At 54.2% G+C, this 15,546-nt stretch carries 14 protein-coding genes; 12 read left to right on the forward strand and 2 right to left on the reverse strand.

What is annotated here, in order from left to right; all coding sequences use genetic code 11:
* Positions 1-98 precede the first annotated feature (98 nt).
* From CBE73_RS16760 to CBE73_RS16770, 3 genes are all read left to right on the forward strand, one after another.
* Positions 99-854: a copper homeostasis protein CutC gene (locus CBE73_RS16760; RefSeq protein ID WP_094095202.1), complete on the forward strand. Its 756-nt coding sequence runs from the start codon at positions 99-101 to the stop codon at positions 852-854.
* A gap of 284 nt (positions 855-1,138) precedes the next feature.
* Complete coding sequence (locus CBE73_RS16765; RefSeq protein WP_174704756.1) at positions 1,139-1,555, forward strand: phasin family protein; 417 nt, start codon at positions 1,139-1,141, stop codon at positions 1,553-1,555.
* 39 nt (positions 1,556-1,594) lie between these two features.
* A complete protein-coding gene (locus CBE73_RS16770) occupies positions 1,595-3,262 on the forward strand; it encodes an ABC1 kinase family protein (protein ID WP_094095203.1) in 1,668 nt (555 codons plus the stop codon).
* A 135-nt stretch (positions 3,263-3,397) separates the two neighbouring features.
* On the opposite strand, the gene CBE73_RS16775 is transcribed toward CBE73_RS16770, so the two are convergent.
* Positions 3,398-4,252, reverse strand: coding sequence for an AraC family transcriptional regulator (locus tag CBE73_RS16775; RefSeq protein ID WP_094095204.1), 855 nt, complete (start codon positions 4,250-4,252; stop codon positions 3,398-3,400).
* A gap of 124 nt (positions 4,253-4,376) precedes the next feature.
* Here CBE73_RS16775 and CBE73_RS16780 point away from each other — a divergent pair, with 124 nt between their 5' ends.
* The 3 genes from CBE73_RS16780 to CBE73_RS16790 are packed head-to-tail and all read left to right on the forward strand — an operon-like array spanning position 4,377 to position 6,802.
* Positions 4,377-5,357, forward strand: coding sequence for an aldo/keto reductase (locus CBE73_RS16780; RefSeq protein ID WP_094095205.1), 981 nt, complete (start codon positions 4,377-4,379; stop codon positions 5,355-5,357).
* Between the two features lie 54 nt (positions 5,358-5,411).
* Positions 5,412-6,137 (forward strand): SDR family NAD(P)-dependent oxidoreductase, encoded by a 726-nt coding sequence (locus CBE73_RS16785; protein ID WP_094095206.1) that lies wholly within the window; start codon positions 5,412-5,414, stop codon positions 6,135-6,137.
* 26 nt (positions 6,138-6,163) lie between these two features.
* Positions 6,164-6,802, forward strand: a complete 639-nt coding sequence (locus CBE73_RS16790; RefSeq protein WP_094095207.1) for a ThuA domain-containing protein — start codon at positions 6,164-6,166, stop codon at positions 6,800-6,802.
* 146 nt (positions 6,803-6,948) lie between these two features.
* Here the strand turns inward: CBE73_RS16790 and CBE73_RS16795 are convergent, their stop codons facing one another.
* Positions 6,949-8,073: an NADH:flavin oxidoreductase gene (locus tag CBE73_RS16795; RefSeq protein WP_094095208.1), complete on the reverse strand. Its 1,125-nt coding sequence runs from the start codon at positions 8,071-8,073 to the stop codon at positions 6,949-6,951.
* A 166-nt stretch (positions 8,074-8,239) separates the two neighbouring features.
* Between CBE73_RS16795 and CBE73_RS16800 the strand changes: the two genes are divergently transcribed.
* The 6 genes from CBE73_RS16800 to CBE73_RS16825 all read left to right on the forward strand — a co-directional run bounded on the left by CBE73_RS16800 (position 8,240) and on the right by CBE73_RS16825 (position 15,510).
* The gene (locus tag CBE73_RS16800) at positions 8,240-8,803 is read left to right on the forward strand and encodes a glycerol-3-phosphate responsive antiterminator (RefSeq protein WP_094095209.1); all 564 of its coding nucleotides are present in this window, start codon (positions 8,240-8,242) and stop codon (positions 8,801-8,803) included.
* A gap of 323 nt (positions 8,804-9,126) precedes the next feature.
* Positions 9,127-10,941 (forward strand): glycerol-3-phosphate dehydrogenase/oxidase, encoded by a 1,815-nt coding sequence (locus CBE73_RS16805; RefSeq protein ID WP_229752586.1) that lies wholly within the window; start codon positions 9,127-9,129, stop codon positions 10,939-10,941.
* Between the two features lie 208 nt (positions 10,942-11,149).
* Positions 11,150-13,105, forward strand: a complete 1,956-nt coding sequence (locus CBE73_RS16810; protein WP_094095210.1) for an ATP-dependent DNA helicase — start codon at positions 11,150-11,152, stop codon at positions 13,103-13,105.
* 38 nt (positions 13,106-13,143) lie between these two features.
* Positions 13,144-13,776: an NUDIX hydrolase gene (locus CBE73_RS16815; RefSeq protein ID WP_157739605.1), complete on the forward strand. Its 633-nt coding sequence runs from the start codon at positions 13,144-13,146 to the stop codon at positions 13,774-13,776.
* Between the two features lie 92 nt (positions 13,777-13,868).
* Entirely contained in the window at positions 13,869-14,357 is a 489-nt protein-coding gene (locus CBE73_RS16820; RefSeq protein ID WP_229752587.1) for a spore coat protein, read from the forward strand.
* A gap of 139 nt (positions 14,358-14,496) precedes the next feature.
* Positions 14,497-15,510: a DUF3231 family protein gene (locus tag CBE73_RS16825; RefSeq protein ID WP_174704757.1), complete on the forward strand. Its 1,014-nt coding sequence runs from the start codon at positions 14,497-14,499 to the stop codon at positions 15,508-15,510.
* The last annotated feature ends 36 nt before the right edge of the window (positions 15,511-15,546 follow it).

Here is a 15,546-nt window from a genome sequence, read left to right on the forward strand (position 1 = left end):
TACCCAGCCGCATTCAACTGGCGCCAGGATTCATCTGGCGTCAGTTTTTCCTTTATAATAGCTGTAACTACATTAATATTGGAAAAAGAGGTGTTCCTATGCTGCTCGAAGTCATCGCAACGTGCATCGAAGATGCCGTCACCGCCGAACAAGGCGGGGCGGACCGGATCGAACTTATCACCGCCATCGGCGAAGGCGGGCTGACGCCCGGAATCGGCATGGTCAAGCAGGTGGTGCGGTCCATCCGGATTCCGGTTCACGTTATGGTCCGTCCGCACAGCCGCTCCTTCGTGTATAGCCAGCCGGATCAGGAAGTCATGGCGGAGGAGATCAAAGCGATCCGGCAGGCTGGAGCCGCCGGCATCGTTATCGGTGCTTTAACGCCGGCGGGGCGGATCGACCGGGCTGCGCTGGAGCGCTGGCTGCCGCTGGCGGAAGGGATGAATGTGACCTTCCACCGCGCTTTTGACGAGCTGGCTGACTTGACCGGCGGGCTGGCGGAGCTGAAGGCTTACCCGCAGATCAACCGGGTGCTGACCTCGGGAGGTGTGATGCCGGCTCCGCAGGCCATTCCTGTGATTGCCGATTTGGTGCGGCTGTCCAGGCAGCCTGACGCCAGCCTGGCGCAGGAAAGCCCCGCAGGGTCCGGGCAAGAGGGCCAGACCCAGACTCGGCAGGAACGGCCGGTCATTTTGGCAGGACACGGTCTTACGATAGAAGGCATCGCCGATTTCGTCCAGGCCGCCGGTGTGGCTGAGGTGCATTTCGGAACGTCGGTGCGGCGGGATGGAGACGGTTTAAAGGAGATCGATCCGGAGCGGCTGCGGAAGCTCGTTAAGAGACTTAAAGGTTAATGATGTGAATGAGCCGATTAATGACGGACTTAATGAACGGATTAATGTATTTTTTTCGGATCTGCTGGAGAATTCCGTCCGGACTCGAATGGGAAGGCCCAAAAGTGGTAAAATAAAACAAAGGCCAAAGCCGGGAGTTTGATGCCGTTAAGGCAGGTTTTGGATCTGGAAACAGGCTGCTCAAATACGTTGATGATGTCGAGCATGTGAACTCGAACAAGTGAAGAACCTGTGTAGGCGAAAGAGCATGTGAAGGTGAAGATCATACGAAGGGAGCCAGGATAATGAAGGATCTGTTTAACCGAGCGGTATCACTCGGACTGGGTGTAGCGGCACAAAGCAAGGAGCAAATTGAGAAAGCGGTGGAGGAGCTCGTCAAGAAAGGCGAAATCACCCGAGGCGAATCGTCGGACGTAGTCAATGATCTGGTTGCTAAAGGCCAGGAGGCCCGGCGGAATCTGGAGACTATGGTCAATGAACGCGTCCAGAAGATGACAGGAGCTCATCACTATGCAACAAAAGAGCAGGTTGAGGAGCTGCTGAGACGGATTGAACTGCTGGAGCAAAAGGTTTTTGCGCAAAATCCTGGGTTGACTGGAACGCAGGCACAGGCGCCGGCGGGAGATTCCGCGGAAGGGGGAGCTTCGGCTCCGGTTCAAGAGCTGGCAGACGATCTGCAGAAACCGGACGACCGCCTATAACGGCGGCGTATACCGGACAAGGAGGGAGGAGAGCGGACGATGAAGGCGGGGAAACGGGTAAGGCATCTCCTCCGGTACCGGGAAATCGCATCGGCTCTGGTCCGCAACGGCTTCGGGTATATTGCCCATGAGCTGGGGTTTCCCGATCACATTCCGTTTAAGGGGAGGAAAGAAGAGTCCCATCCGAAGACGCGGGGCGAAAGGATCCGTCTCATTCTGGAGGAGCTCGGGCCAACCTATGTGAAGATCGGCCAGATCGCCAGCACCCGTCCCGATCTGCTTCCGGCTGACATTATTGCCGAGCTGGAGAAGCTGCAGGATAACGTGCCTCCCTTCTCTTACGAAGCCGCTGCGGCGATCGTGGAAGAAGAGCTCGGCGGTACTATCGAGGAGCTGTTCCTGGATTTTGCCCGCGTGCCTATGGCGGCGGCCTCCATCGGACAGGTGCATGAGGCCGTGCTGCCAGACGGTTCCAGAGTGGCGGTTAAGGTGCAGCGTCCTAAAGTGGAGCAGGTGATCCGGACCGATCTGGATATCCTTCTGGAACTGTCCCGTATAGCCGAAGAGAGGCTGGAATGGGCGAAGCATTACCGGGTCAGGGAAATTGCTGAGGAAATCGCCAAAGTGCTGAACGAGGAACTCGACTACACGCTTGAAGCGAGGAACGGGGAGAAGATTTCAGCCCAGAGCCTGCAGTCCGGCAGCGTCAGAACTCCGAATTTGTACTGGGAATACTGTACCCGCAGGGTGCTGACGATGGAATTCCTGACCGGCATTAAATTAACCGATGCCAAAAGGCTGGAGGCTGCCGGCGTAAACCGCAAGCAGCTGGCAAGCCGCATTGCGTCGGTCATTTTCCATCAGATTCTGGTCGAAGGGTTCTTTCATGGGGACCCTCATCCCGGCAATTTCCTGGTGCTGCCCGGCGGCGAGCTGGCGATGCTGGATTTCGGGATGGTCGGAAGGCTGTCGCCGAGTATGAAGCAGCATTTTGCCTCCATGGTAATTGCGCTGCGGAGCCAAAGCTCCAAAGGGATTATAAGAGCGATTGCCGCAATGGGCATCGTTCCTGACGAAGTTAATGAGTCCAAGCTATTTGATGATGTTGAGCAGCTAAGAGAACGATATTATAACGTTCCGCTCAGCCAGATCAGCCTGGGGGAAGCGGTGAACGACATGTTCCGGGTTGCCTTTCGGCACCGGATCATGCTGCCTTCCGAGCTGACGCTGGTGGGTAAGGCATTGCTGACGATGGAAGGAGTAGTCACGGCCTTGGACCCTGACATCAGCGTGTTCGATATTGCCGAGCCCTACGGCTTACAGTTACTGAAGGAACGGGTTAATCCGGTTAACGTCTTCAAGCAATGGTCGGACAAAATCCCGGACTACTGGGACCTGCTGACCGATGTGCCCAAGAACATCAAGATCTTAAGCACGCTGGTCAAGAAAGGCAAAGTACAGGTCGAGCTTACCGTTCCGGAGCTTAACGCTTTTCTACGCAGGCTGGACAGGGTAAGCAACCGGGTCTCTTTCAGTATCGTCCTGTTGTCCTTCAGTATTTTGATGACGGGTCTCATCATCGCCTCCGCGATGAGCAGCCAGCAGTCGGTGCTGTGGAATTTCCCGGTGATCGAGATCGGCCTGATCATTTCAGGCATTCTGGTGGCCTGGCTGATCCTGGCGATCTTCAGGTCCGGACGTTTTTAAGGATTATGACGGGCTAAAGATAGGGATAACCGAACAAGATAACTGGACAAGATAACCGAGCGAGTCGATCGAATAAGGCGACTGAACAAGGTCTCGAACAAGACAACCAAACAAGACAAACCGCCGGACCAAGAGCTAGATGCTCTCTTGCCCGGCGGTTTTTGTCATGCGGAAATCCGTGGGGGAGTATCCGGTCGTTTTCTTGAACATCCGTGAGAATAGCAGCTGGTCTGCATAGCCGACGGAGAAGGCAATTTCCTTGATGGACAGTGCAGTCTGGGACAGCAGCTCGCAGGCTTTCTCCATCCGGTAACGGGTCAGGTACTGCTGGGGAGGCAGGCCGGTGGAGGCCTTGAACAGCTGAGCGATGTATTTGCGGTGCAGGCCAAGTGCAGAGGCCATATTCTCAATGGTGATCGGCTGCGTATAATGCCGCTGGATATAACAGATGCCTTGTCTGACATAATCGTTATGGATCTGCTGCTTCTGCGGCAGTGCGGCCTCATGGACGTCAGGCTCCAGCAGAATCGACAAAAAGGCGTACAGGGCGGAAGCCACGCGCAGCGGGTTGCTGTAAGGCTGCTGGTTGGCATCAAACAAATGGTTTAAGCAGGCCCGGATTTCAGCGTCTCTGGAACAGGAAATGACTGGATGCTCATGGGTGAACCCCCCCTGCCGGAGATAATGCTCCGCCTGGCTGCCGTTAAAGGCTACCCAGGAATAATTCCACGGGTCGGTTTCGTCCGCCTGATAGAAACAGAGTTCTCCGGGGGTCAGAAGGAAAGCTTGGCCGGCAGATAACCGGTGGGTTTCCCGCGGCGTTCGGTAGATGCCTTGTCCACTGTGGATGTACAGAATTTTATAATGATCCTTAATGCCGGGTCCCCATGAATGGCCGGGGAGGCACTGCTCTGTACCGGTATAATAGAACTGGATGTCCTGGCCGGCGTCTATGTAATGTTGAGCGATTTTATGCGGTTTAACGGTCATCAGGCATTTCCCCTTCAATGACATTTTTCCATACGATACTGCCATTCTATCATAGAATAAGTATTACTATTTTACTAAAATGATATAGGAAACGCATTCAGATAAGGGAGAGGTGTGTTGTTTCATGGAATATACTTATTTAGGCAGAACAGGAATGAAGGTCAGCACCTTGTGTCTTGGAACGATGAATTTCGGCGTAGATACGGAAGAGAAGGAAGCTTTTCGCATCATGGATGCCGCGCTTGATGCGGGAATTACTTTTTTTGATACAGCAAATATTTACGGCTGGGGGGAGAACTCCGGGCTGACAGAGACGATTATCGGAAAATGGTTTGCCCAAGGCGGCGGACGGCGCGAGAAGGTTGTGCTGGCTACCAAGGTTCATGGACAAATGCATGATGCCAGCGATGGTCCGAATGACGAGCGCGGCTTGTCCCTGTACAAAATCCGCCGTCACCTCGAAGGTTCCCTTCGCCGGCTGCAGACGGATCACATTGAGCTTTACCAGATGCACCATATTGATCGCCGCACCTCTTGGGAAGAGCTGTGGAGCGGATTTGAAGCGATGGTGAACCAGGGCAAGGTCGATTATATCGGCTCAAGCAACTTTGCCGGCTGGCATTTGGCGAAAGCGCAGGCCGCCGCGGAGAAACGGAATTTCCTGGGGCTTGTCAGCGAACAGCATTTGTACAACCTTGTGAACCGCAATGCGGAGCTTGAAGTGCTTCCTGCGGCTCGGGATTACGGTCTGGGTGTCGTGGTCTGGAGTCCGCTTGCGGGCGGCCTGCTCGGCGGCAGCGCACTTAAGGCGGATAAAGGTAAACGTACAAGCCATGCTCAAGAGAAGATTGAACGTCATCGCCAGCAGCTGGAGCAGTATGCGAAGCTATGCGACGAACTCGGCGAGTCGCAAGCCAATGTGGCTTTGGCCTGGCTGCTGGCCAACCCGGCGATCACAGCGCCGATTATCGGGCCAAGAACGATTGAGCAGCTGGAGAATACGCTTCGTGCTGTAGAGATCAAGCTGGATCAAGCGACGCTGGATGAGCTGGACCGCATTTTCCCGGGGCCTGGGGGCGCTGCACCGGAAGCTTACGCCTGGTAAGGGCGGACCTTGAGAATCAGTTTTCAATAAGTAAGGAAAAGGGGGCCAAGCCGCTTGAACAGGTATGCATTTGTAACCGGAGCTGACCGGGGCCTCGGGCTGGCGCTGGTGAAAGGGCTGCTGGCACGGGGATACACCGTGTTTGCCGGTCAATACATGCCGCAGTGGACGGAGCTCGCCGAACTGAAGCAGGAGCAGGGGGATTCGCTCCTGCTTGTCCCGCTTGATATTGGAAGCGGATACAGTGTTGGCGAGGCGGCGAAGCAGGTTGCTGCCGTTACGGATCGGCTGGAGATGCTGATCAATGCCGCGGCCATTTTGGGCGATACTGATGCGACCGTGGAGGACGAACTGGATTTTGAAGAGATGCAGCGGGTTTATAATGTTAATACGCTGGGTTCGCTGCGGGTTACGAGTGCGTTGATCAGCCATGTGCTTAATAGCGAAGGCAAGCTTGTCGTGAATATTTCCTCGGAAGCCGGAAGCGCCGAGGACAGCGAACGCACCAGCTGGTTTGCTTACTGCATGTCCAAATCGGCGGTGAACATGCAGTCCAAGCTGATTTTCAACCGGATTGCCCCTAAGGGAGGCAAGGTGCTGGTTGTACATCCGGGCTGGGTGCGGACTTATATGTCCGGCACGCTCAGCACGGAAGGCGAATTGTCGTCCGATGAATCGGCTGCTGCTATTTTGCAGCTGGCCGATGAGCGTTTGCAGCCTGGATATAGGCAGAAGGAGCTGTCGCTGATCGATTACAGCGGAAGGCAGATGAACTGGTAGAATTTTATTGTTCAGGAGGTGTTTGAATGACGGTTAAAACTTTACTCCTGGGAGATCAAGCTGAGGCTCCCTATCATCCTTTGGGGGCGGTACGTGAGACGCTGACGGCTCTGTTAGGGACGGATTATCAAGTGGAAGCCACGGAAGAGCGCGCCCGTTTGGCTGCGGACCGGCTCACCTTATCCGAATACGGTTTATGTATTTCCTATACGGACAGCTGGAAGCGAGTACCGCATGCCCGGGAGACGGCAGGGCTTATTCAATATGTGGCCGGAGGAGGAGGTCTGCTGGCGATTCATAACGGCATCTCGCTTCAGGCTGCTCCGGAGCTGGCGCAGCTGATCGGCGGCAAATTTACAGGACACCCCAAGTATACCGGGCTGGAGTTTCGCCCTACAGAGGCTGAACATCCGGCAAGCTCCGGTCTGAAGGGATTTACGATGGACGAGGAGCCCTATCGGTTCGAACTCGACCCGCTGGCTCAAATCGAAGTGCTGCTGACTTACAGCCATGAAGGACAAGATTGGCCGGCGGCCTGGGCTCGAAATTATGGTCTGGGCAGGGTGGTTTTCCTGATGCCCGGCCATCATCTCCCTTCCTTCCAGCATGAAGGATACCAGCCGTGGATTGCACAGGCCGCCCGGTGGGCGGCAGGAATGAAGTAAATGAACAGGCCCCAATTCCAAGACATTCGTCCAAGGGATTGGGGCCTATATGTTTGATACGGCGAAACCAGCTCTAACACCATGACCAGAAAACCATGTCTATAAAATCTATTTTGAGGATTGGGTTAGCCGGTCAGCTTTTTTTCTTAATAAAGCTTCTGCAGCGCTTCCGGCGTAAACGTCTGGATCTCATCCAGACGGCCTTCGCGGATTTTTACGGCCCATTCGGGATCCTGGAGCAGCGCGCGTCCGATCGCGACAAGGTCGAACTCTTCACGGCTCAAGCGTTCCGCCAGTTCATTAATGTCTTTAAATCCGGCGCTTTTCCCTTCGCTAAAGAGAGCGGTGAATTCACTGTCGAGACCTACGGAACCCACCGTAATGGATGGTTTACCGGTCAGTTTCTTCACCCAGCCGGCCAGATTTAAATCAGAGCCTGCAAATTCCGGCTCCCAGAAACGCCGGGTTGAGCAGTGGAACAGATCCACTCCCGCGCCCGAAAGCGCACCGACAAGCTGGCCGAGCTTCTCGGGCGTATCGGCAAGCTTGGCCCCGTAATCGCTCATCTTCCATTGCGACAGCCGGAAGGCTACCGGATAATCCGGCCCTACCGCAGCCCGAACGGCCTGGATAACCTCGATAGCGAACTGGGCCCGCTTCATCATGTCTCCGCCATAGCGGTCTGTGCGGCGGTTCGTCTTCTCCCACAGGAACTGGTCGATCAGATAGCCATGCGCTCCGTGAATTTCGACACCGTCGAAGCCGATCCGTTTGGCATCGGCCGCAGCCGCGGCGAAAGCCTGAACGACCTTGGCGATCTCTTCCTCTGTCATTGGTTCCGTGGACGGATTGCCCTCCAGATCCAGCCCGGACGGGCCGATCGGCGGAACTTCCGGATTCGGACCGGAGCCCTTCTGGCGGGACATGCCGACATGCCAGATTTGCGGGAATATTTTACCTCCGGCTTCATGCACCTGACGAACGACCTCCGCCCAGCCGTTAAGCGCTTCTTCGCCGTAGAAGAACGGTACATTCAGCGTATCGCCTGCGGCGGGATGGGAGATCAGTGTGCCTTCGGTGACAATCAAGCCTACGCCATTTTCAGCGCGGCGGCGATAGTAAGCGGCTACGTCTTCTCCCGGAATTCCGTTCGGAGACATTGCGCGTGTCATCGGCGCCATCACGATGCGGGATGACAGCTGCAAGGACTTGATCGTGACAGGCTCAAACAAGGACTCCAAAGACGGAGAGTTGGATTGTGGATTACTCATGTAACTCGGCCTCCAATCATGTATAGTAAGGTTAGTCATAGGTGGAACTAATGCTGCGAATAGATTGTACAATTTTTACAATTCCAAGTAAAATTTGTGGCGGAAGGATCCCTGCCATATAGACGAGGTCCGTTGACAGACGTGACGAATGGAGGCTTGTAGAGGAATGCCTTTTGAACAGCAATACATACTGCCAGCCGTTAAAACAGCCAAAGAAATGGAAGCGGTGCTTGCCGCTCCTTATACTTATCTTGTTCTGCTAGGGGGCCGGCTGGCCCGCCTTCGGCCGTTGATCGAGCTTGCCGAACGGGCCGGCAAACAAGTGCTGCTGCACGCTGATCTGGTGGACGAACTGAAAAATGATGAACATGCGGCGGAATATTTATGCCAGGCCGTCCGCCCCGCCGGGTTGATCTCCACCCGATCCAGCGTCGTCCAGAAAGCGAAGCAGAACAAGCTGATCGCAGTACAGCGCATGTTCCTGATTGACTCTGGAGCGCTGGAGAGCAATTATGCATTGTTTGAAAAAAATCCCCCCGACTTCATCGAGGTTCTGCCGGGTATCGTACCTTCGCTGATTCAGGAGGTTAAAGCCCGCACGGGCATTCCGATTATCGCCGGCGGGTTTATCCGCACGCCTGCCGATGTCGAGGCGGCGCTTGCAGCGGGGGCGCAGGCCATTTCCACTTCAAGGCAGGAGCTTTGGCGTCTGCAGGTTCAGCAGAATTAAATAAAATTAAATAAAATTAAATTAAGTTAAGTTAAGTTCTATGCCCATCCATCTGCCTGTCATTTGTTAAAATTTGAAATTATGATTCATTCAAATTAAAATTAACGATAGCTGGATAAAACAGACAATGTTATAATGAAACCAACAAGTTGATACGGGTTGGAGACGAGGAGAAACCACGAAATTTGCCGGGACCGCCGCAGGGCCGGGCTGCTTTCGTGGTTTCTTTTTTTATGCCTCGTAAGGGGAAGCTCCCTGGCCGGTCGGGTCCCAATCCCCGGATCCCGGGAGAATGCCCGTATATCTCAAAGGAGGCCATACTTATGAATTCAAGTACCCATACGAATGCGAATGATAATATGGATGCGAATACCAATACGAATACCAATACGAATACCAATACGAATGCCCGTATCAGCAGCAATGCTCATTCTGCCAGTGCCTTCTCGGCAATCAGCCGGGAGCAGGTTTTGCATCATCTTCAGGAAGGCCCGCTTGATGTCCTGATCATTGGCGGGGGCATTACCGGAGCCGGAATTGCCTTGGATGCGGCTAGCCGGGGGCTGAAGACCGGACTGGTGGAGATGCAGGACTTTGCAGCGGGCACGTCCAGCCGGTCGACCAAGCTGGTGCACGGCGGGCTGCGGTATTTAAAGCAGCTGGAGATTGGCGTTGTAGCCGAGGTCGGCAAGGAGCGGGCGATTGTTTATGAGAACGGCCCGCATGTAACCACGCCGGAATGGATGCTGCTGCCGTTCTACGAGGGCGGCACGTTTGGCCCGTTGTCCACTTCGCTGGGGCTGCGGGTGTACGATTTCCTGGCCGGTGTGAAGAAGTCGGAACGCCGCTCCATGTTAAGTCCGGAGGAGACCCTCCGCAAAGAGCCGCTGCTGAAGAAGGAAGGGCTGCGGGGCGGCGGTTATTACGTCGAGTACCGGACTGACGATGCCCGGCTGACGATCGAAGTGATGAAGAAGGCTGCCGAATACGGAGCGCAGGCTGTGAATTATACGAAAGTTGAATCGCTTATTTATGAGAACGGCAGCAGCGGCGAACCGAAGCTGACCGGCGTCAAGGTCACGGACCTCATCAGCGGGCGGACTTATAACCTCCATGCCGCCAAAATCGTGAACGCAGCGGGTCCATGGGTCGATACCATCCGCGAGATGGATCGCTCGAAGTCGGGTAAAACGCTGCGGCTTACGAAGGGCGTTCACCTCGTTTTTGATCAAAGCCGGTTTCCGCTGCGGCAGGCCGTTTATTTCGATACGCCGGACGGGCGGATGGTCTTTGCCATCCCGAGAGAGGGCAAGACGTATTTCGGCACAACCGATACGAATTATACGGGGGACATCGTTCACCCGCTGGCCGATCAGGCAGACCGGGATTACCTGCTGGCCGCCGCCAATTTCATGTTCCCGGGCCTGAAGCTTGAGGACGGGGATATTGAATCGAGCTGGGCGGGCCTGCGTCCGCTGATCCAGCAGGAAGGCAAAGATCCGTCGGAAATATCGCGGCGGGACGAGATTTTTCATTCGCCTTCAGGGCTGATCTCAATTGCGGGGGGCAAACTGACCGGCTACCGTAAAATGGCGGAGCACGTGGTGGACGACGTTGTCGGCCGATTGCTCGCAGAAGGACGGCTCCCGGGCCGGGAAGTGAATCCCCAGTGCCAAACCAAGGACGTTCGTATCTCTGGCGGCGATGTGGGCGGTTCAGAGGCGTTCGAAGCCTATCAGAGATCCAAAATAGCCGAAGGCGAAGCGGCAGGCCTTACTTCGCGGGAAGCGCGTGAGCTCGCCGCTTTCTATGGCTCCAACGTTTCAGATATCTTCGCTTATGCCCGGGACGCCGAAACACGGGCCTGGGCGGGCCGCAGCGGACTCCCGCTTGCCGCTGCAGCCCGGCTGGCCTACGCGATCGAGCGGGAGATGGCCGCGAAGCCGGAGGATTTTCTTATCCGCCGCACGGGGTGGCTGTTCTTCAATATCGAGAAGGCCCGGCTGCGCCAGGAAGCGGTGATCGATGCGATGGCGGAGCGGCTGGCCTGGACAGCGGATCAGAAACAAGCGTACAAGGAGAAAATGGACCAGTATTTGCGGGAAGCGGCTGCCGCCATGCTGCGGCCTACCTTCTAAACCTTCTGCCTGAAGGGACAGAACGCTTTCTGTGTGTAAAGGGCGTTTGACCGCCAGAGGCTTGACAGGAGGTTATCCAACCTCCACCCTTGTCAGTGAGCGGTTCTTGTCTTTTCCACCTCTTCATGCCATAATGAAATTTTGCCGTTTGTTTGGTTTATGAGGTAGAAAGTTAACGCTGTTAATTAGGTGGAGGTAGGTCAAGCAAGTGAGCCGTTATCCTTTTGAATATGATCCTTCCCGTCCGTTCATCGAACAGGCGGGCGAGTGGATCGGAGATGTTTTCTATGATGTGCTGCCCGAAGCCGGGTTTGAAATCCGGGACGAGCAGATTTATATGGCGTATCAGCTTGAGCGGGCTTTTGCCGACAAGGCGCCGATTTTTGCGGAAGCGGGAGTGGGAACAGGGAAGACGCTTGTTTATCTGCTGTACAGCTTCTGTTATGCCCGTTATACTCGCAAGCCGGCGGTTATCGCCTGTGCGGATGAATCGCTGATTGAACAGCTGGTCAAACCGGAGGGCGACATTGCCAAGCTGGCCCGTCATTTGGGGCTTGAAATTGACGCCCGGCTGGCGAAATCGCCGGATCAGTATCTGTGTCTCAAGAAGCTAGACCAGGCTCAGAACATTCAGGATGACAGCCTTCCGCTGGCGGAGCTGTACGGTACGATTCCTGATTTTGTCCATGCCCACGCTGCGCTTCAGGAGTTCCATCCGTACGGTGACCGCAGAGACTACCCGGATATGACCGATGAGCAGTGGAGCCGGGTGAACTGGGACTCGTTCCAGGACTGCTTCGCTTGTGACATGCGCCACCGCTGCGGGCAGACGCTGTCGCGGGATCATTACCGCAAAGCGGCGGATTTGATTATCTGCTCCCACGATTATTACATGGAGCATGTATGGACCTATGAAGGCCGCAAACGGGAGGGCCAGCTTCCATTGCTGCCTGAGCACTGCGCCGTCGTCTTTGACGAAGGCCATCTGCTGGAGGGAGCAGCGATGAAGGCGCTCGGCTACCGGATGAAGCATACGGTATTTGAGGAACTGATCAGCCGCCTGCTGCAGAACGAAATCCGCGAAACGCTTGCCGTTCTGGTTGATGAGGCCATTATGCAGAGTGAGCGGATGTTTGCCGCCATCCGGCGCCAAAGCCGCAAGGTTCCCGGCTCCGACCGGATGAGCATCGAGCTGAATCCGGCGCTGCTGCGGGAAGTTCACCAGCTGCGCAGCGTCATTAGCGCAATCGAGGAGGAACTGGTCTTTGAAGGCGAGCTGTATACGATCGACAGCTACCAGCTCCGCATTGTGGAGGAGCATTTGGAGATGATGGGCATCGCCCTCCGGCTCTTTGAAGAGTCGGGCGCTCTGATCTGCTGGGCGGCTGAGGAGAAAGACGGCTTAACGCTCAGCGTTATGCCCCGGAACGTCAAGCAGGTGCTCGAGGAGCGTGTGTTCAGCCAGCGTATGCCGGTTATTTTCTCGTCGGCGACAATGTCGGTGGGCAAGTCTTTTGCGTTTATGGCCGATAGCCTGGGGATCAAGGATTACCTTTCGTTCTCAGTCGATTCTCCATATGATTACGAAACGCGGATGAAGGCTTACCTTCCAGAACCTCTTCAAGGCGACTTCGAGGGAAAAATAAAACTTGCTTTGCGGTTAATCCGCCATACGGAAGGCCGGGCGCTGGTGCTGCTGCGGACGCAGGAGGAGCTGCGCCGCTTCAAAGCTGCGGCAGCCGCGCTGCCGGAGCTGGCCGAGTACCGTCTGCTGTTTGAAGGCGACAGGGAGATCAGCCATTTGATTTCCGACTTTCAAAATGATGAACACAGCATCCTGGCCGCCGTCCGGCTCTGGGAAGGTCTCGACATTCCGGGGCCGTCGCTGTCCAATGTGATCATCTGGTCGCTGCCTTACCCGCCGAACGACCCCGTATTTGCGGCTAAACGCTCCGAAGCGGCTGATCCATTTGAAGAGGTGGATCTCCCGTATATGCTGCTTCGTTTGAAGCAGGGCATCGGGCGTCTGATCCGCTCTAGCAGCGACGAGGGTATCGTTATGGTTATGGCCGATCCGGAGCAGCGTCCGGTTCACGATTTCATCGGTTCCGTCTTGCCTAAAGGCGTAGAACTGAATAAGCTGGAGGAGAACACGGTTTTGTAACCGGCGAAGACCATTCGCCCAAACAGGGAGGGGTTTTGGTGTCATCACACGAAATGTTGGACGTATATACGGCACAGAGAGTTAAGACAGGAAGTGTCAGCCGCAAGCAGGCGCATGAAGAGGGTTTGTGGCATCAGACGTTTCAATGCTGGGTTTTGGACAAACAGTCCAATCCGGACAATCCCGGGCTTCTGTTTCAACTTCGTGCTGAGGATAAAGATACCTTTCCCGGCAAATTGGACATTTCCTGTGCCGGTCATTTACTGGCCGGTGAAACGCCGGAGGACGGCATCCGCGAGCTGCAGGAAGAGCTGGGGATCGAGGCGGAGCTGCAGGATCTCCGCTACTGCGGCATGGTAGCTCAGGAAAGCTATATCGCACCGGATATCATCGACCGGGAATTTAATCAGGTGTATCTGTACGAAAGCGGGCTGCCGCTGGAGGATTACCGTTTTCAAATCAGTGAAATCTCCGGTCTCTTCTTCATCGGGCTGGCCGAATACAAAGCGCTGCTTCAGGGAGAACGCGAATACGCCCAGGCAAGAGAAGGCATTCGGTACGACCGGGGGCTGGATAAGCTGTACCGTTCTGTTGAGCGGTTCAGACTTGAAGATTTTACACCGAACTCGGAGGCTCATTACAAGCTGCTGTTCAAAGCGCTGGGGTGGTAAACTTTTCAACCCGGTCCAAAAGATCATTTTTTCATTCACTTCTGAAAGGTATGCGGAATAGGCTGAAGCATATCTTCTGGGAGGGATTTAAATTGTATAGAAGCAATCCGCAGCATTTGGCCTGGCATGAAACCTTGGAGCTGCATGAATTAACCGCTTTCCAAAGCAACCAGCTGATCCTCTTTAAAATGCATTTAAACGACATAACGGATCCGGAATTAAAAGCGCTGTATGTTGAAACGATCAAATCCATTGAAAGCAATCTGAAAGAGCTGCTCAAGTTCTATCCGAAGGCGCCTCAAGGCACCAGAGGCGAATCGAAAGGAATGGATATGACCGGATTTTATGCAGCCCTTCTGCTCGGGTTCGCCAAGACGGCGATTCGTTCTTATGCCATTGCAATTACGGAAACGTCTACGCCTGCACTGCGGGAAACGCTGCATAAGCAGCTGGATAACGCGATTAAGCTCCATGCCAAGATTTTTCATTTTATGCAGGAGCGCGGTTTGTACGCGGCTTATGATCTGCACAAGCTTTTGGAGAATGATGTTAACCAGGCGAATAAAGCCATTTCTTTATAACCAAATCTTATATATTTAAGTGATCAAAACAGCAAGAACCCGCCAATCTACAAGATTGAGCGGGTTTTTCAGGTATGAAATGCCATGTAAAGGGAATACCATCAGCATATCTAATCCAACTGAAAGGAAGGGCACAACATTGAGTAAAAAGGAACCGATTCCTTTAACTTCGACTGAGATGGGATTGCTCTGGACGACCTATATTAATGATACGATGTCAATTTGCATCTTGAAGCATTTCTTGAGCAACACCGAAGATTCAAAAGTGAAAGGGCTCATTGAAGTGACGCTGGGATACTCCAACCAACATGTGGAGACGCTCAGAAAGCTGCTCAAGGAGGAGAACTTTCCAATTCCTCAGGGTTTTTCGGAAGAAGACGTTAACATCCGTGCGAAACGGTTGTTTTCCGATTATTTTTATTTGTATTACATCAAAAATATGGCTAAGGTCGGTCTGGCCGTACACAGTCAGGCTTATTCCATGAGCACGCGTGCCGACGTGAGGATTTTTTTCGGCGATTGCCTGCAGCAGGTTATGCTCATGGATCAAAAGGCAACAGAACTGCTGCAATCCAAAGGATTATTTATCCGTCCGCCCCACATTCCTATTCCGGAAAGAACGGAATTTGTGGAAAGCCGCCGGTTTTTATCGGGAGGATTTTTTGGTTTTCGGGACAAGCGCCCTCTCACTACTATTGAAATCAGCCACTTATTTTCCAATGTTCAAACCAATGCACTCGGGAAAGCGCTGCTTATCGGTTTCAGTCAAGTTGTTCAATCGGAAGAAATACGGAAATATTTGCAACGGGGAGCAGACATCTCGGCCAAACATGTTAAGGTTTTCTCTGATTTCTTACTGGATGATAACCTGCCTACGCCTATGACCTGGGAATCGGAAATCACAACCTCAACGGAAGTCCCGTTCTCCGATAAACTGATTTTGTTCCATATGTCCCTTCTTGTAGCGGCGGGGACGGGGAATTACGGAGTGGCTGCGGCGGCCAGTCCAAGAAAAGATATAGCGTTAGCTTACGTTAGGCTTGCAGCAGAAATCGCGGTATATGCGGAAGACGGAGCCGTTATGATGATTAAACACGGCTATTTGGAGGAACCTCCAGAGGCGCCAGACCGGGAGGCTTTGGCACAAAGGTAACAGGGGTGGAGGTTTCCTGTTTTGTTTGCAGCGTTT

Source organism: Paenibacillus physcomitrellae, assembly GCF_002240225.1.
GTDB lineage: Bacteria > Bacillota > Bacilli > Paenibacillales > Paenibacillaceae > Fontibacillus > Fontibacillus physcomitrellae.